The following is a 19,176-nucleotide window of genomic DNA, read 5'->3' on the forward strand; positions in this document are numbered from 1 at the left end:
GCCTGTTCAGCCATGTCACGGATCAGTGTAGGTCGCATTGAACGTGCCTGATGACCCAATGATAGTATTTCGCCGCTATTGCGCCTGTGCCGCTTGCAAGGGCTGCTGGCGCTCGGTTTCTTCCTGCAAAAAATCCACAATCGACTGCGCGGATTTCTCATCCAGGCGCAGGTTGGGCATCGGTATTTTGTCGAAACGTTCAAACAGCTCCACGGCAATCGGGTCTTTCTCCTTGAGCATCCTGTCCGGCTCGCGAATCCAGCGGTTGAGCCAGGCCGGGTCGCGTTGGCGGGTCACGCCGATCAGATCCGGGCCGATGCTGCGCATGCCGAGGCCCTGCCCGTCCATTGGGCCCAGGCTGTGGCAGGACGCGCAGCGGGTGCGGAACAATTCTTCGCCATTGCTTGGTGGGCGGATTTGCGGAGCGTCGGCGTAGCTTTCTTCCGCGCTGGCCTTTTTCCAGTTCTGCAAGGTGTTGGCCAACTGATCGGCCAGAATCCATGGATTTTCGAACGGTGAGGCTTTCATCCAGCGACCGGTACTCTGGTTGCCGACGATCAGGCTCAGGTTGTGGTCCTTGCTACGTCCGTTGTCGACGCCTTCAATGAACAGCCCGAGTTTCTTGCGCAGCTCAGTGACGTCGGCAAATTCCCCGGTGAGGAATTTCCAGCCCGGCCCGATCTTGAAGCGTTGCGCATAGGCCTTGAGCACTTCGGGTGTATCGCTCAAGGGGTCAATGCTGATGGAGTAGAAAAAGATGTCCTTGCCGACCCGGTCGCCGAGCAGCTTTTGCACCTGGCGCAGGCGCGCGGTCTCCAGTGGGCAAGAGTCGCTGCACGAGGTGAAGATGAAGTTGATCACCACCACCTTGTCCTTGATCAGGTCATCGAAAAAATGCACCTGCTGACCGTCCTGGTCAGTCAGCAGAGTGTTGGGGAAATAGTCGCCGCCCCAGGGTGTCGCCGATTCCGTCGGCGACAGCACACCCTCATGGGCCAGCAGCACCTGACTGGCCAGCAGACAAGTGACCAGCACCAGAATCAGGTGCATGCCCAGGGCGCGGGAGCGCGGCGTGTGCACGTGCAGGTCGGCTCCCTCGCGGCGTTTCATGGTTTGACCACCACTTTAGGGCCGAAGCCGTCGCCAGTGCGGAAGGTTGGCAGCGCGGCGGAGTTGACGTAGCGCACACCATCCCAGCTTGGCAGCGGTGTGGGCATCAATTGGAATTGCCCGGGTTTCTCAATGTCCCAACGCAGCAACATCGAGTTGTCTTCGTGCTGGGTGTTGTGACAGTGCTCCATGTAGGTCCCGGCGAATTCGCGGAAGTTGATCGCCATCTCGACGTTATCCAGGCCATCTTTTTCCGAGCCGATGCGGTACACGTCCTTACGTGCCCATTTTTCCCATTCCGGTGGCGCCTTGCCGCCGCGACTGAGGATGATCCCTTCCTCGAAGTGCACATGCACCGGGTGACTCCAGCCCGTGCCGCCGGCCTTGATGTTCCAGACCTCCAGGGTGCCGAAACCCGCAGCACCGGCATCGGTCGGACCGTTGGCCAAGTGGGTCGCCGTGTTCAAGCGCCGTGGGTCCATGTGGAAGCCGAAGCCGCCGTCGGTCTTGACCGTCCACGGTGCTTCATCGGTGCCGTCGGAACGGCCGAAGGTAAAGGTGCGGTGAAGTGCCTGGGCCAGCAGTGCCTTGTCAGTAGCGTTGTCGCGATGGATCTTCAGCGGGATCATCACCAGGCCTTCAGCTTTGCCCGGTTTGGCCGGTTCGTAGGCTGCAGGGTTCATCGCCAGGTCTTGACCGGTGTAGGCCTTGACGTTGAGTTGCAACACTTTGCCCACCGCAGGGTCGCCCTTGTCCCACATCGGCCCTTTGCTGGTTTGCTTGATCACCGCTTTGTAATTTTCAGAGAGCACGTCGGCCAGCGACACCGGTTCTTTCGGGCCTTTGCCATCGTCGTGGACCAGCAGGTTGACGAAGAAAATCTTGTCCCCCGGCTTGATGCCGTTTTTCGCGAAGTTGACGATGATGTCGAAGCGTTCGGCAATGCCCTGGGTGGGCAGGATTGCGTTGTGGTTCTGTTTATCGCCGTCGGCGTCGAGGTCCATGGAGCCGTCGAAAGGCACGCTGTGTTCCATGATGTTGCCGTCGTTGGCAATCATGTGGAACGGCACGCGGGCATAGGACACACCCGAGCCTTTAGGCCCTTGGAACTCGCCACTGGTGCCCTTGATTTCCCGCACCAGCGCAAACTTGTAGTAACGCGATACCGAGCCGTTGAGCATGCGAAACCGATAGCTGCGGGCGCGGACATCGAGGCTCGGTTTCCACTGCCAGTTGACCAGCACCTGGTCACCGAGGAAGCCATCGGTGTTGAAGGGGTTGAACCACAGCTGACCGTTCTGATCCCAGGCCTTGTCGGCGAACACCAGGTTGACGTCATAGTCACGGTTACCCCACGGCAAGGCACTGCCGCTGGGGAAACGCAGGTTGACGCCATCGTTCACCGATTCGTTGCCACGGTCCAGGGCACTGTAGTAGTTCATCATCGCCGCGTTGCCCTTGTAGACGTTCTGCGCGGTGAAATCGAGCATGTGGTCGTGGAACCAGTGGGAGCTCATGGTTTCGCGCCAGTCGCCTCGGATCTTGATCGTGCCGTTCTCGCACGTCTTGCGGCTCGGGCTCATATCGTTGGTCCACAGGGTCTCACCTGGCGAGCAAGGGAATGCCGCGCGTGGATCATGAGCGTCGGTGTTGATGGTGTCGTAACCGGCCAACTGGATCGGCCAGCGATAGTCGTAATACTGCCCGGGGAAGAAAAACGCGTTGGCATAACCGTCGCTTTCGGCCGGCGCATGACCGTTGTGTTCGTGGGTACTGATGGTGTGCAAGCCAAAGCCCATGTTGGCGGCGGGGTCGATCGGCAAGCCGTTGTAGTGACGCATCAGTACCGGTTGGCCATAACGCACCATCAGCAATTTAGGCGGCAGCGTGCCGTCGAAGGTCCAGACCGAATTGTGATTCTGCACCGGCATGCTCGGGTGGAAACGCGCGTCGACCCCTTTGGCTGTGCCATCGGTAGCCGGCACCCCGGCGACGTTGTGATACAGGCCACCGGGGCCGAACTCGCCCACGGCGTAGTGGTGCATTTGCAGGCTGTCACGCCAACCGCTGTTGAGCCTCGCCCCGGTTTGCACGGTTTTGTAGGCCATTTGCGGGTAGAACTCGTTCCAGCGTTGATGCGACCAGCCTTTTCCTGGTGGACGACCTTCAGCCGACGAGCCGATATGGCGGTTGAGGAACACTTCAATCTGCGCCTGCCACGGGTTGCGATCCACCACGTTGGAATACTGGCTGGGGAACGGTGCCAGCCCCGGTTGACGCATGAAGGCATCGAGTGCCGCGCTCGGTGGTGCACTGCGGGCGGCATTGGTCGGGTCCTGTTGTGGCAACGGGCCGACCGCTGCCGGCGGAAAACCCAGCGGCGCCGCCGGTGTGGTGGGGTCGAGTTTTTCCGGGCCGAACTCTTCGAACAGCACCAACTGCTGAGTGAATGGCTGGGCGCCAAACAATGGGCTCGGCTTGCCATTGGTGGGGTAGTTGAAACTGGTCTGCACCGCCGGCGGCAGGATATTTTCCTGCCGCGTGGTCATGCGGGTGCCTTTGACACCATCGGGCAGGTCGAAGGAATCTTCGTTGGCCTCCGGCATGGTCAAAATCGCATTCAACGCCGTGGCTTCGTCAGCCGGTTCGTCGTAGTAGGCCGAAGGGTCGGACGGTTCTGGCTGTCGCTCGTCATCAATCGGGCTGGCACGCAGATTCGCTGTGCCCAGCGTCATCGTCAGAAGGACGCCCAGAGGCGTCAACAGGCCAAACCACTTGAAGGGATAACGCGCTTTTGTGTCCATCACCAGCCGCCTCGAAGTCATGAAGGGGGTGATGGGGGTTTTGCAAGGAGCTCGCCAGATTTGTAACTAATTTATACGAAAGTATTAACACCCGAAAAAACAATGGCTTATCAACATCAATGTGCCATACCCCGAAAAAACGACTGGGTCCTGACACCCGCTAACGGGGGAGGTTCACACCCAGTTTCAGGGGAATCGTTTAAACGACAAACGGACGGTCGTGCCCTCGCCTTCACGGCTGTCCAGGGTCACCGCGCCACCGAAACGATCCATGATGCGCTTCACCAGCACCAGCCCGACGCCCAAGCCACCTTGCTTGGTGGTAAAAAACGGCCGGAACGCCATGCTGCGCTGCTCCTCGTTCATCCCTTTGCCGGTGTCGCTGACGCTCACACAAATACCTTTGGTATCGGTCGGTTCCAGCAAGATCGTCAGCGTGCCGCCCTTATCCATGCTTTCCAGCGCATTGGCCAGCAAGCTGTTGAGGATCTGCGTCAGCTGCACCTGCTGGCTCAACACCATCGGTGTTTCCTTCGGCTCGAACACTACGTGAACATTGGCCTTGGCGATCTGATGCTCGAAGGCGAGCAGGCTGTCATGCAAGCAGGCAACCAGGTTCACCGGCTCCGCTTCGTCATTGAGCGGTCGCAAAGACTGCAGTAATTCCCGGACCCATTTCGACATGCGGTCCACCTGACCGATGATGTCGTTGATGTTCTTGTGGGCCGGGCCACTGTCGAACTCAAGGGCCAGCTCGGCGCTGGAACGAATGGTCGCCAACGGGTTGCGCAAACTATGGGCAACCGCCGAAGACATTTCCCCGAGGGCGACAAAGGTTTCGTTGGTGATCAGTTGTTTTTGTTGCGTGGCCAACAGATTCGCCGCCCGCCGCACGATCCAGTACAAGCCCAGGTAGATCAGCCCGCCACCCAGGGCCGTGGCCAGCCAGATCAGGGCCAGGCCGCGCTCCATACGCTCGATCAGGTCCTTGGGTTCCTTGTAGATCTCGACCATTGCGGTGACGTTGTTGCGGTCGGCGTCGAACAGCGGGATGTAATTCTCGATGAAGATGTAGTCCGGCGGCGTGACGAACTTCTGCTCCATGCGCGCCTTGTCTACGTTGTGATAGCTGGCGGACACCGGGGTCTTGGAGCCGAATGCCTGATCGAGGTCCTCGTCGGCATGGATCGTGGTGCCCATCAATTCAGGGTTGGTGGACCAGATCACCATGCGGTCCGGGGCGTAGATGTTGGCCAGGATCACATCGGGCAAATGCTGGATGTGATCGAGGAATTCACCCCGGGCACTGGCTCGGGCCTGCGGGTCGACATCGGGGAAATCCTTGTCTTTGCGCGGGTCGAGCAACTCGCCCATGGTCCGCACGTGAGGAATGGACACATGGCGCACCTCGGCCGAGGCAATCGCTTCAATGAACTGTGAGGTCAGCAACGCATCACGCTGCACGCTCTCGGTAATCACAAAGCGCGTGGACACTGCGCCCAACGCCACAGCCACCGTGCCGATCACCGCCATGCTGATCAGCGAAAACCAGCGCAGCAGGTTGAACGGCTGTTTGCGCGAACTCAGGCGAATGTCGCCTTCTTCTTTGAGCAGGGCTGTGGCTTGAATAGTCATCGATGTGGTTTCCGGGTGCTCCCTATAGGTTTATAGCCCACTGCCCGATGTTTGCCCGGCTTCGGGTTTTGTCCCCCCCACTTCCCCCGTTTGCCCCACTGCCCCCATAGCCCCCCAAAACTGGGGACAGTCGCCCGCTTCAACGCCCGGCACGATTTTGCTGCGCCAGTGCCACAGGCTTTCACTGCGGGCCTGAGGCGGTGGTTTTCAAAGATTGGTATGGAAGTTGCCGAAGCCCTCTCAACTGACCCACCCCCAAGGGGCAGGTCTTCTGATAGAGGGAATACTCATGCACCCTTTACTGTCCAAAACCACGATCGCCCTGATCGTGTCCGCTCTGGCCCAAGGCGCTGCGCAGGCGGCGCTGTTTGCAGTCGACACCGGACCTTACCTGCCCGCCAACGGCAATTTCGCCGCCTGGTATCAAGACACGCACGGTCGCACCCTTGATCTGTGCCTGTCCAAGGCCGTCAGTTCCAGGGTGGCCAGCGCACCAGGCGCCCCGACTTACATGTGCTCGTTGATCCCCACACCGGGTGTTTTCGACGACACCCAACCGATGGTCTTCCCGACCAACTTTCCCGACGAAGCGTTCTGGGCGACCGGCGAAACCACCATCGTCGATGCAACCCGTGGCATCGACCTGACGTATGTCTCTGCGGTTGAAGCAGCCTTCAGCGGCGGCGACCCAGTGGAAGGCGACCAGATCAGCTTTGCGCGCATCCGCATCCGTATCGATGTGCCCACGGCCGGGACCTACGTCGTGACGCACCCCTATGGCGTCGAAGTGTTCACCGTCGATACCCCCGGGCGGCGGGCGATCAACATGACCCGGGACATCGGCATCGGCGCAGCGAAAACCTACGACGGCGCGCTCAAGGGCGATGTCGGACCGTTCCTGCGCAGCGTCAACGGCCCCTACACCGAGACCAACCCGGTCACCGGTGCCGCCGAACAATTCGTTGGCGACCCGAACCTCACGGAAGCCGTCACCGGCAGTCCGTTCAACACCAACTTCGTGCGCATCGAAGGCCCCAATGGCCTGGACTTGCGCACCAACCTCTTTGCCGTCTCCGGGAAGCTGTCGACGGTGGTCCGGCCAACCCCGGTCATCGCCCAGCGCAGCACCTACTCACGGCATGCCGGTACCAGCGCACCGGTGGCTCAGCAAGACGTCTTCGTCATGGCTCCGCCCGCACCGGCGACAGTGACCCTGGACAGCAACAACCCGGTGTTGAACTTCACCGAAGCCGACAGTACCGGCCATTGGTACGCGCAGTCGTCGACCAATCCATCGTTGCCGAACACCCTGCAAGTGACCGCCGACAACCACCTGGCCATCGCCAGCAGCACGCCGACGACCCTGCCCATGCCCCTGAGTGACCTGGTGGTGATTTCCCGTGCCGAGTACAGCCTGAGCAACGGCCAGATCACCATCGTCGCCTCGACCAGTGATGAAACCTCGCCACCGGTGCTCACCGCCACCTCGGGTACCGGGGCCGCCATCGGCGCGCTCAGTGGTGATGGTGCCGTGAAAAGCCTGGCCACCGGCATCTCGCCGATTCCGCCAGCCCAGGTTCGGGTGACGTCATCCAATGGCGGCAGCGACACCGAAGAAGTGGTCATCGTGCAATGAACGCTCACATGCCCAGATCCTCATCAGGAGGCATCATGAACAATTGGCCACGCCTGGCGCTCAACGCCCTGGGACTGACTCTATCGCTGTCCGGCAGTGCTTTCGCGCAACTCGCTGCCGTCGACCCCGGCCCCTATACCTTTGCCACCGGGAAATTCCCGATCTGGTACCAGGACAACAATCTGCTGTCGATGGAGCTGTGCCAGTCCAAAGCCGTCAGCTCGCGGGTAGGCGCCTCTGTACCGCCAGCCTACATGTGCACCCTGCTGCCGGCACCGGGCATTTTCGACGACACCCAGCCGATGGTGTTCCCGGATAACTGGCCAGACGAATCCTTCTGGTTCCTCGCCGAGACCACCATCCCCAACAACGCCGCAGGCTACGGGATGGACGCCTACGTCGCCGGGATAGAAGCGGCATTTGCCGGCGGGAACCCGCTCGACGGTGATCAGATCAGCTTCGCGCGGATCCGTATGAGGATCAACATTCCCGTCGCCGGCACCTACACCATCACCCACCCTTACGGCGTGGAAACGGTCAACGTCACCACCCCCGGCCGTCGTGCGATCAACATCACCAGAGACGTCGGCGTCGGTGCGCCAGGGGTCTTCAGCGGTGCGGTCAACGGTGCCATCGGGCCATTCCTGCGCAGCGTGAACGGCCCATACACGGAAGTGAACCCGGAAACCGGCGCCGTCGAAACCTTCGTCGGCGATCCGAACCTCACCGAAGCCGTGACCGGCAGCCCCAACAACACCAACTTCGTGCGCATCCAGGGGCCCGCCGGGACTATCGAGACTAGCCTCTTCACCCTGTCCGGCAAAGTGCTCGACAGCCGCGCGCAAACACCGGTGGAAATCAGCCGCGCCACGTACCGGCGCACCGGCGGAACAGGAGGCAACAGCACCCGCGTCGAAGTCTTTGGCAAAGCCGACAACGGCTCGGCCCTGTGCTTCCGCGAAAGCATCGCCCTGGTCCCCGGCCCGCCTGTTTCGCCTTGTCAGACCACCATGGTCGGCGATAACAACGGCCAGTTCTTCGGCCAGCACCTCCTGGCCAATGGCGCCGTGCCTCCGGTCGTCGTGATCACCGCCACCAACCCGACCGGTTCGACCCGTCCGACCTCCGTGTCGAGCAAACTCAGCGATGTGGTGAAAATCCAGACCGCCCGCTACAACTGGAGCAATCACAGCCTGCTGATCGAAGCCACTTCCACCGACGAAGTGGGCATACCGGACATGGTCGCTCAGGGTTATGGGCGGCTGTCGAAGAACGGCACGCTGCAACGCCTGACCGTTCCGGATCTGCTGCAGCCACCGGCCACCGTGACGATCAAGTCGGCCGCGGGCGGCAGTGACACCGAGCCGGTCGTTGTAGTCGGTACCGCACCGGATACCGGTCAGAACCAGGCGCCGATCGGCGTTGCCGATGTGGGCAGCACCACCTTTGGCGTGCCGGTCACCCTCAACGTGCTGGCCAACGACAGCGACCCGGACGGCAACACACCACTGAGCGTCACGGCACTGGCACAACCGGCCGCTGGCCAGGGCACCGTGGCATTGGCCGTCAACAACGTGGTCTATACCCCGCCCGCCGTCGTCAATGCACCGTTGACCACGACCTTCACCTACAAGGTTCAAGACGCCAAGGGCCTGGCCTCGACCGATCCGGTGACCGTGACCGTCACTGTGGCGCCTAACCAGTCGCCGGTGGCTGTCAACGACAGCGTCTCGACCCAGGCTGCACCCGTCACGATCAACGTGTTGACCAACGACACTGACCCTGAAGGCAACCTGCCGCTGGCCGTCGCCAGCCTCACCCAACCGGCAGCAGGACGCGGCACTGTTGCCATCAACGGCACGGCGATCACCTATACGCCTCCAGCTACGGTGCTGCTGCCTTTCACCACGACCTTCACCTACGTCGCCCGGGACAGCTTCGGCGCCCTGTCGGCACCGGCCACGGTCACCGTGCAGGTGTCGCCACCGCTGGTCCTTGAAGTCTTCAACGTGACGGCTGCCACGGTCACCGCCCGTGCCGGCAACCGCTTCACCTGGAACTTCGCCGGTACCTCGTCGACGATCGTCGGCAACACGGTCACTGTCCAGGTCACCACACCGGCCGGGCTGGTCACCCTGGGCACCGCCACCGTGGCGATTACCGGACGCTGGACCCTGACGGTCACCAACACCACGGTCGCCCCATCGCTCAACCCGACGGCCACCATCCGTTCAACCCCGGGCTCGGTGCGCAACGTCTCCGTCACCGTGCAGTAAACGCTCGCCCCACCGACCGCAATGGCCGGTGGGGCAAGCCCTCAACCAAGGACTCAGCCATGAAAACGTCGACCGCCGCCCTGCTCTGCCTGCTTCTGCTTTGCAGCAGCGCGGGTGTGCGCGCCGATGACTTGATGGACAACAACGACCTCGGTCCCGGTGGCGACCTGGGCGAGTTACCCCCACCGGTTGGCCAGCACGCGCTGATCGACCAGAACGGCCAGGCCAACATCGCACTGGTGCAACAGAACGGCCAGTCGTTGCTCGGCAATATCGTCCAGTCGGGCAGCAATCAGGAGGCTTACATCCTGCAACAAGGCAACGACCTGATGGCCATGATCAACCAGCAAGGTTCCGGCAACGATGCCTCGATCACACAAACCGGCAGCCACAACCGTGCGCAGATTTCCCAGAACGGCAATAACAACGACGCCAGCATCGTCCAGGCCGGCACGGGGCTCTCCAGCGCCGTGACCCAGTCCGGGAACGGCATGAGCGTCTCCGTCAAACAATATCGCTAAAGCACTGCACCACTTGGAGGTTCCATCATGTTCAAATTAATGCCCCTCACCGCCGCCATACTGGTCATCCTCAGTGCCCAGGCGATGGCCGACGACAGCACGTCCATCCAGAACCAGAACGGCGATGCCAACATCGCCAACGTGAAACAGACCACGGCCAGTTTCAGCACGTCCACCCAGCAGCAGGCTGGATCGGGCAACGATGCGGCGACGTTGCAGGACAATGCCAGCAGTACCATCGAACAGACCCAGGTCGGTGACTACAACGCCGGTTATGGTGAGCAACTGTACGAAAACGGCAGCACCATCACCCAGCAGCAGGTCGGCACGTTCAACACCAGCCATGCCAGTCAGTCGATTGGCGTGGGCGCCAGCCAGGCACTGCAACAACAACTGGGCAACGGCAACTTCTCGTTTATCTATCAGGACAGTCAGGACGGCTCCACCGGCACGACCTTCCAGCAAGGCGACAACAACGAGGCCAACATCGAACAGATGCAGTTGGGCGTGGAGAACACTGCGTCCATCATCCAGCTCGGCAACACCAACTACGGCACCGCCGAGCAGGTGTTTCACGTGGGTGGCCAAATCAACATCAACCAGTCGGGCAACGATAACTATGCCTATGGCGATCAACGCAACGGACTGGGCGGCACGATAAGCATCAACCAGCTCGGCGATGGCAACGGCAGCGAAGTCTGGCAAGACAGCCAGACTGCCAGCCAGACCACCATCAATCAGATGGGGCAGACCAACGAAACCGTGGTCGACCAGAGCTTCGGCCAAAACAACGTGGCGACGGTGCTGCAAGTCGGCGACCTCAACGCGATCTATGCCGACCAGTTCGAATCCCTCGGCTCGACCGTCGCGCTGTATCAAGCGGGCACCGGCAACGTGCATTTCACCTACCAAAGCGGCAATAGCCATGTGCTCAATGCCAATTCGGTGGGGACTGGCAACAAGGTCTACGCCAGCAACTGGAAAGGCCCGCAAACGGGTGGCCAGTTCGGCAGCAACCAGCGTGCGACCGTCAATCAGGTGGGCACCAACAACGTCGCCAACTTCACCCAGAACGGCGCCGGCCACATCATGACCACCAACCAGTCCGGCACCGGCAACTCAACCAAGGTCAGCCAGGCCGACTCCTACAACGAGCTGTACTTTGACCAGAACGGCAGCGACAACATCCTCATCGCCGACCAGCGCGGCACCACCAACCTGGCCCAGGGCAGCAGCAACGGTACTGGCAACAGCACCGAGTTCGACCAGTCGGGCAGCGGCAACCAGGCCTACACCACACAGCTGTATGGCAGCGACAACATGATCACCGTCAAACAGGCGGACACCATGAACGTCGCCTATGTGACCCAGGGCGGCACCGGCAACATTGCCAGTGTTGATCAAAGCGGCGTAAGCCAGACGGCGACCGTGCAGCAGTTTGGTAGCGCCAACCAGGCAACCGTGTTGCAGCAATAATCGCAAGGCGAAAAAAACCGCGGCCTTTGGTGAGGGTCGCGGTTTTTTTGCGTGTGATTGCTCCCACGCTCTGCTTGGGAACGATCATTAAATAAGTGTGGGAGCGAGCTTGCTCGCGATGACGGAGTGTCAGTCGACTTCAATGTTGAATGTTAAACAGCCTTCGCGACGCTGCAAATTCAGCGACCGGGTTTGGTCGCCCAGGTTTGGAATGGCGCACTTTTCATGCTTGTTTCATGGCGAGCCGTGCGTGGGAGGGCTTAGGCCCTGCCGGGTTCCATTCCCTGGTCGACCAACCTGCGTACAGGTTGCCACCCCACTGCTTGGTCGCAGTCGTGGCGAACTCCCTATTTCGAATGGAGCTTCACCATGATCAAAGAAACACCAAATCTCCCCGAAACCGACGACGTTTCCCCCTACGAATCCGTCGATTCCAAAAAATTCCACGACGCCGCCGAACGCGCACTGAATCACTACCTCAATCCCTCGGTCCTGAAATCACCGCTCACCCGCAAACCCAGCACCATGTTCCTCTTCGCACCGGACCTCAAAGACGAAGACCTGCTGGCCCACACCTGTGAATCCCTGGCCCAGGCCAGCGTGATGGCCGGCGATTTTGCCGCCTAACTGGCCGCGAACCGAATGATGGACAACCTCGAACTACCAAAACCCGCACTACAGCGCTAAATTCCCGGCAGAAACCAATCCAATTGTAGGATTGAGTACATCTGATAGGGATTGGTCGGCTGTCAGGCCGCCATCGCGAGCAGGCTCACTCCTACAATGAATCGGCGTACAGCCCTGGCTTCTCACCACTCATCAGGCCGAGCGTTAGCTCGCCTGCAGCTCTTGATCTTGATCCACCCGCCCCCTCGGGAGGCTGAGTGGAGGTGTGCATCCGGGGGGTGGCGCGCAGCGCCGTTCGACGCAGTCGAACACGCTGCATGTAGGTCGAAGCGAAGCCGACCGGAGGGCAGTGTCCCCGGATGGATACCGGAACGAAGGAACGCCCTGAAGTTAACGGCGCAATGGGTTAGCAGCGGAAGTACCAAGGCGACAGGTACCTTGACACGTACCGCGTTTGACAAAAGGGACTCGCTGTAAGAGCGAAACCATTAGCGGCCGTTACCGCAGCAACGGATATGTACACCCAACAACAAAAACCAGGTCGGCCCGAAGGCCGCCTCGGTTTACTCACTCTCCGGATCAACCTTCGACTGAGTCAGGTAGCGGTCAAGCGTGGCATCGGCATCCGGCGTGTTATCACCTGCTACCTGCCACAAATGCCGCTCAATCCCCTGCGCCAGCAAATGCCCGACCGCCGCCTCGATCGCCGACAACACACACAACTGCGCCGGCTCGTTCGTGGTGTAACCGACTTCAGCCTCGAGCAACTTCTTGAACTCGATAAACTTGAACACCCCGGCACTACGGCTCACCGAGTAGATCGTCTTACTGGTCATCACGTTAGCCAACACCTGCCCACTGCGAACATCCACCGCCCGCAAGTTCACCGTGACCTGGTCCACCCGGTACTCCCGGGAAATATCGATCCCCAGATAACGCGCCCCTTCCCCCCCCACTGCGAACGTTGGTGTCATAAGCAATGATCCCGCCTTCGAGCATCATGTTCGCCGCTTGCAACGGAGGCAGTTCACCCTGGATATTCACCGGCGTATTGGGCTTTTTCTGCGAAGCGCGAATGATCTTGCGCTCGGTCAACAAGTTCTGCAGCCCTTCCCGCTCCAGCACCACAAACCAGCCGCTGGCCTGCAACGCATCCATCAACATGCTCGCCGCGCCCTGGGTCACGCTGGTTGAAAACGAACTGGCCGGGGTCGGTTTGTATTGCCCGGTCTGGTCACGAAAACCATACACCACCGCCATCAACCGGCCCTTGGGTCGAGGCATGGCCAACAAGTCGTAATAGGTCGACGCCCGAGGTGTCAGGGTCGGGGTCTTGGTGTCCTGCTCGGCCGACATCGGCTCGCGCAAACCACACCCTTGTAAGGTTGCCAACATCAGCCCTAGCGCAATTATTTTTTTCATGTCCCTAACTCCCCATCGACCCAAAGCCCTTTAAGGAGCGAGGCCATTCACCTGGATTTCCGACACTTCACCGGTCGATCGGTCCGTCACCTCAATGGTCAGTGCACCGGAGTCGTCGACAACGTTGACGATAAAAGCGTCAGTAGAAAGACTCCCCGAATTACCGGAGGAAATGTTGTCCAGCACTTGCCCCAGCAACCGCGATTGCAACTGACTGGTGAATCGCTCCAGGGCTGTGGTCCCGGCCACGGCGGTACGGTTTTTCAGGTCCGGATCGTCATAGTCGTTCTGCGCCTGGGCGTTGTTGAGTAGCCAGGTGCCGTTCAACGGGTTGCCGCCGAACGAAGGGTTGATGGGCGTGTACACCAGCTCCGTGGCCTGGACCAGGCTGGCGCTGCCAAGCCCGAACAGTAAAAAACCGGTGCACTGCAAGAACGTTGTCGTCTTCATAATTCGTCCCTCTCCAGGTCCGTGGTGTCTTGCAACAAGGCCTCCAGCTTCTGCTGGGCTATCTGTGCGCGAACCATGTCGGCCGCCTGGTAGGCTTCCTCCTGAAGGTCCACGGTGTTCGGCGGCAAGAAACGCCGATAAACCAGTCGCTGCCGATATTCCACGGTCACCAGGCTGCCCCAGCGAGCCGAAGGTCGTTCACGTACCACCAGGTTGAAATCCATCGGGCTGGTGGCGCGCAGACGCTCACTAAACGAGTAGTAAAAGTCGTGGCCGATGTGCGAGATCGTGTCATCGACAATGAAGCCGAGCATTTCCTCTTCTTCGCCAGCGCTGGCGAAAGACGCTACACACGTGAGGATCAGTACAGCGAGCCAGTGTCTGTTCATGGCGACAGCCCCTGAGGCCGTGCGGACTGGCTTTTCGGCGGGCCGGACGTACCGTCGAGGAAGGCCTTCTCGGCCACGAACTGCCAGTCTTTGTAGCTGGCCATGCCGGCGAAATCCGACCATTGGCTGGGGAAATCATTCTGCTTGAGCGGCGTATCCGTCGAGGGGCTGTTGAGGCCGGTGATGCGCCCGTCGAAACCGCGCATCAGCGTCCACTCACCCCCGCCAATCGGGTCCGGGTACAGCTGGCGCAGATGATGTTTGGGCGAGGGAAAACGCTCGTCCTGCAGCAGGTCCGCCAGTTCTTTCGGGTACTGCGCCAGGCCTGGTGAACTGCGGTAGTAGCTGCGCAGGGCCTGGGCATATTGGGTGCCGACCCACAGCAACTGACGCTCCCGATCGCGGCGCGAGGCGGTTGCCCACAACTCGCCGGCACTGGCCAGGCCCATGCCCATCACCATGATCAGAAACAGCACGCCCAGGTAGGTGAACCCCGCCTCGTCAGCCGGCTTACCACTCGGAATAAAGGCTGCCATCGCGCGCCCTCCCTGTGGCTCCACTTTGATATCGGCCACCCCGCCCGCCACGCCATCCGGCGGCGCGACCAGCACCCAGGTGTCTTTACGCTCGGCAATCGGGTCCATCGGCGCGTTGCGCAGGTAACGCTGTTCGATCAGTTGATCGAGGGAATCGGGGTAGCGTCCGGTGTCGCCGTAGTAGTGATCCAATGCTTCGCGCATGGCCGACAGGCTCTGGCGCAGTGTGGTTTCCTTCGACGTTTCGAGGCTGTTGAAATAGCGTGGCAAGGCGATGGTCATCAGCGTCGCGATGATTGCCATGACCACCATCAGCTCCAATAAGGTAAAGCCCTTTTGCCGACGCATATGCTCACCACTCCCGGTAGGCGATGCCGTTGAGCCCCTTGCCCCGGGCCTTGGAGTAAACGTCAAAGACGTCTTCACCCTCCCGCGGGTTTTGAGCCGTGCTGTCGTAAGAGCGCAGCCCCCAGCCACCTTCGTCGTCACGCTTGACCGCTGTCAGCGGGTCATGGGGCACGCGGCGCAAGAAGTAGAACTTGGCACCCTTGGCGCTGCGCACATCGCGCACGCCTTCGACCAGCACTTGAAGATTGGGTGGATAGCCGCTGCTGTTCAGCGACTTCTCGATGTAGCCGGCGTCAAAGGCGCGCTTGTAGGCGTCAATGGCGTCGCGAATCTGGTACAGCGCGGTGCGCAAGTCCTGCTCTTTGCCCCGGCGCACCACGGTCTCGGTCAGCGGCGCGGCCATACCGGCCAGCAGGCCGATCAGGGCCAGCGTCACGACGACTTCGATCAAGGTAAAACCACGTTGCGAGGCGTTCATGATCAAGGCTTCTCAACAGTGACTTGAGGAGTGGCGGAAGCCACCGGCCGGCCGACGGTCACTTCGGTGGTCACGCCAGGCACCGAGCGGTCGATGTGCTCGTTCTGAATCCGTGGCTCCATCCGCCGATCCGGCGCCTGGATGTGCATGCTGGTTTCGGTGCCGGTAGGGAATTCCATGTCCGACGGGCTCTGGTACGGCAGGTTGCGCACGATCCGTGGGGTGATCGACAGCACCAGCTCGGATTTGCCGACGGTGTCCTTGTTGCTGCCGAACAAGCGGCCAAGGCCCGGGATGTCGCCAAGACCGGGGATCTTGTTGCCCGTGGCGCCGTGGTCGTTACGCACCAGGCCGGCGAGGATCTGCGTTTCGCCGTCATGCAGACGCAGCGTGGTCTGAGCGTTGCGGGTATCAACCTGAACCGGAATGGTGCCTTGGCGGGTCGGTTCCAGCGGCGTGGCGTTACTGACTTCCAGAGCGATTTTGATCGCCACTTCGTTGTTCAAGTGCACGATCGGCTGCACTTCCAGCTTCAGACCGACGTCGAGGTAGGTGACGCTTTCGGTGATCACCGGCCCTTGGGTCGACGGCACCGAGGTCGCACTGATGATCGGCACGCGCTGACCAATGTGGATGCGCGCCTGCTCACGGTTGCTGACACGAATCACCGGGCTGGCCAGGGTGTTGATGTCGTTGTCCTGGGCGTTGATCTTGGCTTGCGGCGACGGCGAGATGGAGATCCGGCTGGAGTCGATGCCTTTGAGTTGATCGAGGATCGTCACCGGCGAACCGTCGGTGTTGATCACGCCGAAGGTGTTCGGCCATTGCAGGCCAAGGTCGAGAATCCGTTGACGGGCCACTTCCATCACTTCCACTTCCAGCACCACTTCCGGGTTGGACTGGTCTTGCGATTGCAGGAGCTTTTCGGCCATGCGCACAGCGTCTTCGGTGTCGCGCATGGTCAGGGTGTTGAGGCGCTCATCGACGAACACGTCACGGGTCTTGAGCATGGTCTTGATCATGTTCAGCGCGGTGTTGGAATCAATGCTGGTCAGGTAAAAGGTGCGCATCACCAACTCTTGATAGTCCTTGAGCTTTTGCGGCGAGTCCGGGTAGATCAGCAAGGTGTTTTCGTTTACCACTTTCTGGTGCAACTGGTTCTGTTGCAGCAGCAGTTCCACCGCGTCCTCGATGCGCACGTCACGCACGAAGATCGTGGCTTTCATGTCCGGGCGCAGGTCTTTGTCGAAGATGAAATTCAGACCGGCCACCTGGGACAGCACTTCGAAAATGGTTTTCAGGTTGGCGTCGCGAAATTCCAGGGTCACCGGGCGGTCCAGGCGGGTGCGCAGTTGTGGGTACGGGACCACGTTGCGGCTCTGCACCAGGCGGATGTTGCCTTGCAGTTCCAGAGCACCTTCATTCTTGGGGTCGAGTTCGAGGATCTGTTTGACCTGGCGTTCGGCGCCGTAGATGTCTCCGCGACGCAGGTCGCCACGGGCCAGTTCGAGTTTTTCATCCATGCTGCGCAGGTAGTCGAGCTGGCTCAGCGCCTCTTGGGCGCGACGGTTGTGTGGCTCGATGTTCAGTACTCGGCCATAGGCCATTCGTGCCGAGGGGAAATCACGCGTGGCGCGGGCCATGTCGCCCTGGCTCAATAAATTCGTGACCGCCAGCGCTCGTCCGCTGTTGAGGGCCAGGTGCAGTTCGGTGTCGCGAGGGTCTTCACGCAACCCTTCTTCGATACGGGCCAGGCCGGCCTCGTATTGCCCCGACTCGATCAGTTGGGACGCCTCCTGGTTGGCGAGCTGCGCCGAACTGCACGCGGCCAGCGCTGCAGCGATGCAGACACTCAACAGCAAACGGGATGTGTTCATTGCGCGCTCCCCACAGACAAGGTCTGGGATAAATGCAGAGGCAAGTAGACAAAACTGAGTTCCACATCGGAAATCCGCTCGATCCGCCAGGTTTCGTCGATCACATCCCCTTTGCGTACGACGTATATTTTTTCGCCGTTCTGCAAAAACACTTGCAGGTCGGAACGGTCATTGAGCTTGCCAATGAACTGGAAGGCATCGGCGGTACGCTGGGGGCTTGTACCACCGGGGTCTGGTTGACGGGTTGTTCGATGACGCTGGCGAGGGTCGGCGCGACCTTCCAGCTGCGGGCGGTGAACAGGTCGCCGGACGGGCTGAGGTCCTTGATCACCACCGGTTTGCCGTTGGCCGTTACAGCCGGCAGCGTGCCGGTTTTGCTTTTGACCGGGGTGGTTGAGGCGGCGACAGACTCGTCGCCCTCATCGGTTTTCTGGAAATATTGAGGTCCCCAGGCCAGTCCCGCGGCCACACCGAAGAACGCCATCCAACCCAGTACGCGCTTGGTATTCATCATGACCTCGACAGGTAAAGGGTCATGCGGATCCGCCCGGTCAGGTCGGTGTCGGCGATCTTCTTGCGCTGCAACTCCACGTCTTCCAGCACCACCGCCGGCAACTGGCCGAGCAAGGCGTGCAGGAAGCGTCGCAATTGCGGATAGCTGCCGCGCACCGGCAGCAAAATCTGATAACGGGCCAGGTGCGTCTTGGGGTCGATGCCCAGCGAATATTCACCGCGCGACAGGGTGATGTGTTCCTGACTGGCCAGCGCGTAGATCTTGTCGATGGCCACGGTGGCCTGTGGCTGCGACGGCAGTTTGCTGCGGAAATCGTCGAGTTGACGCTGCGGCACCACCGGGGCGGCGACGCTGCCGTCTTCAACCTTGGCCAGGTACTCGCCGGCTTCACGGGTCTGCTGGCTCAGCTGTTGCAGCGCTTGCCAGTCCGGCATCAAGCCGCCCAGGCCATACACCAAAGCGACCAGCAGCAGCGCCATGCCCACCAGGCCAGGAACGCCCAGGCCTTGCAGGTATTCGTGGACGATCAATTTAGGGATTCGCATCGCCGATCTCCCAGCTGGCCGACAGGTTGAATTGCACCGGGTGTTCCGGCACGTTGGCGACGATTTCGTGGCTGAGCAGCGACACGTCGGACAGCTCGTCGCTGGCTTCCAGACGTTGGTGGAATTCGAGCATGGCTTCCAGATCCCGCGCCTCGGCGCTGATGCGTACCTGACCTTTGCGCGCATCCGGGGTCAGGGTCAGCAAGGCAACGTTGTCGCGTGGCATGGCTTCGAGCATGGCGAACAGACGCTCCCAAGGCCGGCGCAGTTGTTGGGAGACTTTGCGCATTTCGGCCAGGTTCTGAGCCTGCTCACGGGTTTCGGCCGGGGTCAGGGAGACCTTGCTGCCGTTGTCGCCGGTGAGTGCACGCTGGGCATGTTGCAGATGGCCTTGTTGTTGCGAGGCCTCTTCGTCGAGGTGTTGCTGGACGAAGAAACACACCAGCGCCAACACCACACCACCGGCCAGCAAGCTCCAGCCCAATGGGCCGGAACGGCGACGCGGCTGGAAGTCGAGCATCAGCGGGCGCAT

Annotated in this window: 15 protein-coding genes and 3 pseudogenes; 5 read left to right on the forward strand and 13 right to left on the reverse strand. The window is 60.8% G+C overall.

Translation table 11 applies throughout. The features are described 5' to 3' along the window. Positions 1-75: 75 nt before the first annotated feature. The 3 genes from AB4N43_RS05685 to AB4N43_RS05695 all read right to left on the reverse strand — a co-directional run bounded on the left by AB4N43_RS05685 (position 76) and on the right by AB4N43_RS05695 (position 5,549). Complete coding sequence (locus AB4N43_RS05685) at positions 76-1,110, reverse strand: SCO family protein (protein ID WP_410921903.1); 1,035 nt, start codon at positions 1,108-1,110, stop codon at positions 76-78. After that, on the reverse strand, positions 1,107-3,914 hold the full coding sequence (locus AB4N43_RS05690; RefSeq protein ID WP_460153474.1) for a multicopper oxidase domain-containing protein: 2,808 nt from the start codon (positions 3,912-3,914) through the stop codon (positions 1,107-1,109). The genes AB4N43_RS05685 and AB4N43_RS05690 overlap by 4 nt, the downstream gene beginning before the upstream one ends. A 186-nt stretch (positions 3,915-4,100) precedes the next feature. Beyond that, on the reverse strand, positions 4,101-5,549 hold the full coding sequence (locus tag AB4N43_RS05695) for a sensor histidine kinase (RefSeq protein WP_059181124.1): 1,449 nt from the start codon (positions 5,547-5,549) through the stop codon (positions 4,101-4,103). Positions 5,550-5,838: 289 nt separating this feature from the next. Here AB4N43_RS05695 and AB4N43_RS05700 point away from each other — a divergent pair, with 289 nt between their 5' ends. The 5 genes from AB4N43_RS05700 (at position 5,839) to AB4N43_RS05720 (ending at position 12,085) form a co-directional block, all read left to right on the forward strand. Further along, on the forward strand, positions 5,839-7,185 hold the full coding sequence (locus AB4N43_RS05700) for a hypothetical protein (RefSeq protein ID WP_059181125.1): 1,347 nt from the start codon (positions 5,839-5,841) through the stop codon (positions 7,183-7,185). A 35-nt stretch (positions 7,186-7,220) separates the two neighbouring features. Then, positions 7,221-9,461 (forward strand): Ig-like domain-containing protein, encoded by a 2,241-nt coding sequence (locus tag AB4N43_RS05705; RefSeq protein ID WP_460153477.1) that lies wholly within the window; start codon positions 7,221-7,223, stop codon positions 9,459-9,461. A gap of 59 nt (positions 9,462-9,520) precedes the next feature. Then, entirely contained in the window at positions 9,521-9,982 is a 462-nt protein-coding gene (locus AB4N43_RS05710; protein ID WP_027921380.1) for a curlin, read from the forward strand. A gap of 27 nt (positions 9,983-10,009) precedes the next feature. Next, the gene (locus tag AB4N43_RS05715) at positions 10,010-11,458 is read left to right on the forward strand and encodes a curlin (protein WP_027921381.1); all 1,449 of its coding nucleotides are present in this window, start codon (positions 10,010-10,012) and stop codon (positions 11,456-11,458) included. Positions 11,459-11,827: 369 nt separating this feature from the next. Beyond that, complete coding sequence (locus AB4N43_RS05720; protein ID WP_059181127.1) at positions 11,828-12,085, forward strand: hypothetical protein; 258 nt, start codon at positions 11,828-11,830, stop codon at positions 12,083-12,085. Between the two features lie 563 nt (positions 12,086-12,648). On the opposite strand, the pseudogene AB4N43_RS05725 reads toward AB4N43_RS05720, so the two are convergent. From AB4N43_RS05725 to AB4N43_RS05770, 10 genes and pseudogenes are all read right to left on the reverse strand, one after another. Next, a pseudogene (locus AB4N43_RS05725) lies at positions 12,649-13,507 on the reverse strand (CsgG/HfaB family protein). Positions 13,508-13,537: 30 nt separating this feature from the next. After that, positions 13,538-13,957, reverse strand: a complete 420-nt coding sequence (locus AB4N43_RS05730; RefSeq protein WP_027921383.1) for a curli assembly protein CsgF — start codon at positions 13,955-13,957, stop codon at positions 13,538-13,540. Further along, a complete protein-coding gene (gene csgE, locus AB4N43_RS05735; RefSeq protein ID WP_027921384.1) occupies positions 13,954-14,346 on the reverse strand; it encodes a curli production assembly/transport protein CsgE in 393 nt (130 codons plus the stop codon). Before csgE ends, AB4N43_RS05730 begins: the two co-directional genes overlap by 4 nt. Then, positions 14,343-14,882 (reverse strand): type II secretion system protein, encoded by a 540-nt coding sequence (locus tag AB4N43_RS05740; RefSeq protein ID WP_027921385.1) that lies wholly within the window; start codon positions 14,880-14,882, stop codon positions 14,343-14,345. The genes csgE and AB4N43_RS05740 overlap by 4 nt, the downstream gene beginning before the upstream one ends. Further along, positions 14,857-15,230, reverse strand: a pseudogene (locus AB4N43_RS05745) (type II secretion system protein). Before AB4N43_RS05745 ends, AB4N43_RS05740 begins: the two are co-directional and overlap by 26 nt. 4 nt (positions 15,231-15,234) lie before the next feature. After that, positions 15,235-15,708: a type II secretion system protein gene (locus AB4N43_RS05750; RefSeq protein WP_027921387.1), complete on the reverse strand. Its 474-nt coding sequence runs from the start codon at positions 15,706-15,708 to the stop codon at positions 15,235-15,237. Positions 15,709-15,710: 2 nt separating this feature from the next. Further along, positions 15,711-17,585 (reverse strand): secretin N-terminal domain-containing protein, encoded by a 1,875-nt coding sequence (locus AB4N43_RS05755; RefSeq protein ID WP_027921388.1) that lies wholly within the window; start codon positions 17,583-17,585, stop codon positions 15,711-15,713. Next, positions 17,582-18,096: pseudogene (locus AB4N43_RS05760) on the reverse strand (hypothetical protein). Before AB4N43_RS05760 ends, AB4N43_RS05755 begins: the two are co-directional and overlap by 4 nt. Then, positions 18,096-18,644, reverse strand: coding sequence for a type IV pilus inner membrane component PilO (locus AB4N43_RS05765; protein WP_027921390.1), 549 nt, complete (start codon positions 18,642-18,644; stop codon positions 18,096-18,098). The pseudogene AB4N43_RS05760 and the gene AB4N43_RS05765 overlap by 1 nt, the downstream one beginning before the upstream one ends. After that, on the reverse strand, positions 18,631-19,176 hold the full coding sequence (locus tag AB4N43_RS05770; protein ID WP_027921391.1) for a PilN domain-containing protein: 546 nt from the start codon (positions 19,174-19,176) through the stop codon (positions 18,631-18,633). Before AB4N43_RS05770 ends, AB4N43_RS05765 begins: the two co-directional genes overlap by 14 nt.

The sequence above is a fragment of the Pseudomonas sp. S2_B07 genome (assembly GCF_054668435.1).

Excerpts from the sequence above, each read along its gene's own strand:
- AB4N43_RS05685 (WP_410921903.1), bottom strand. The coding sequence starts at position 1,110 with ATGAAACGCCGCGAGGGAGCCGACCTGCACGTGCACACGCCGCGCTCC.
- AB4N43_RS05690 (WP_460153474.1), bottom strand. The coding sequence starts at position 3,914 with ATGGACACAAAAGCGCGTTATCCCTTCAAGTGGTTTGGCCTGTTGACG.
- AB4N43_RS05695 (WP_059181124.1), bottom strand. The coding sequence starts at position 5,549 with ATGACTATTCAAGCCACAGCCCTGCTCAAAGAAGAAGGCGACATTCGC.
- AB4N43_RS05700 (WP_059181125.1), top strand. The coding sequence starts at position 5,839 with ATGCACCCTTTACTGTCCAAAACCACGATCGCCCTGATCGTGTCCGCT.
- AB4N43_RS05705 (WP_460153477.1), top strand. The coding sequence starts at position 7,221 with ATGAACAATTGGCCACGCCTGGCGCTCAACGCCCTGGGACTGACTCTA.
- AB4N43_RS05710 (WP_027921380.1), top strand. The coding sequence starts at position 9,521 with ATGAAAACGTCGACCGCCGCCCTGCTCTGCCTGCTTCTGCTTTGCAGC.
- AB4N43_RS05715 (WP_027921381.1), top strand. The coding sequence starts at position 10,010 with ATGTTCAAATTAATGCCCCTCACCGCCGCCATACTGGTCATCCTCAGT.
- AB4N43_RS05720 (WP_059181127.1), top strand. The coding sequence starts at position 11,828 with ATGATCAAAGAAACACCAAATCTCCCCGAAACCGACGACGTTTCCCCC.
- AB4N43_RS05730 (WP_027921383.1), bottom strand. The coding sequence starts at position 13,957 with ATGAAGACGACAACGTTCTTGCAGTGCACCGGTTTTTTACTGTTCGGG.
- csgE (WP_027921384.1), bottom strand. The coding sequence starts at position 14,346 with ATGAACAGACACTGGCTCGCTGTACTGATCCTCACGTGTGTAGCGTCT.
- AB4N43_RS05740 (WP_027921385.1), bottom strand. The coding sequence starts at position 14,882 with ATGGCAGCCTTTATTCCGAGTGGTAAGCCGGCTGACGAGGCGGGGTTC.
- AB4N43_RS05750 (WP_027921387.1), bottom strand. The coding sequence starts at position 15,708 with ATGAACGCCTCGCAACGTGGTTTTACCTTGATCGAAGTCGTCGTGACG.
- AB4N43_RS05755 (WP_027921388.1), bottom strand. The coding sequence starts at position 17,585 with ATGAACACATCCCGTTTGCTGTTGAGTGTCTGCATCGCTGCAGCGCTG.
- AB4N43_RS05765 (WP_027921390.1), bottom strand. The coding sequence starts at position 18,644 with ATGCGAATCCCTAAATTGATCGTCCACGAATACCTGCAAGGCCTGGGC.
- AB4N43_RS05770 (WP_027921391.1), bottom strand. The coding sequence starts at position 19,176 with ATGCGCCCGCTGATGCTCGACTTCCAGCCGCGTCGCCGTTCCGGCCCA.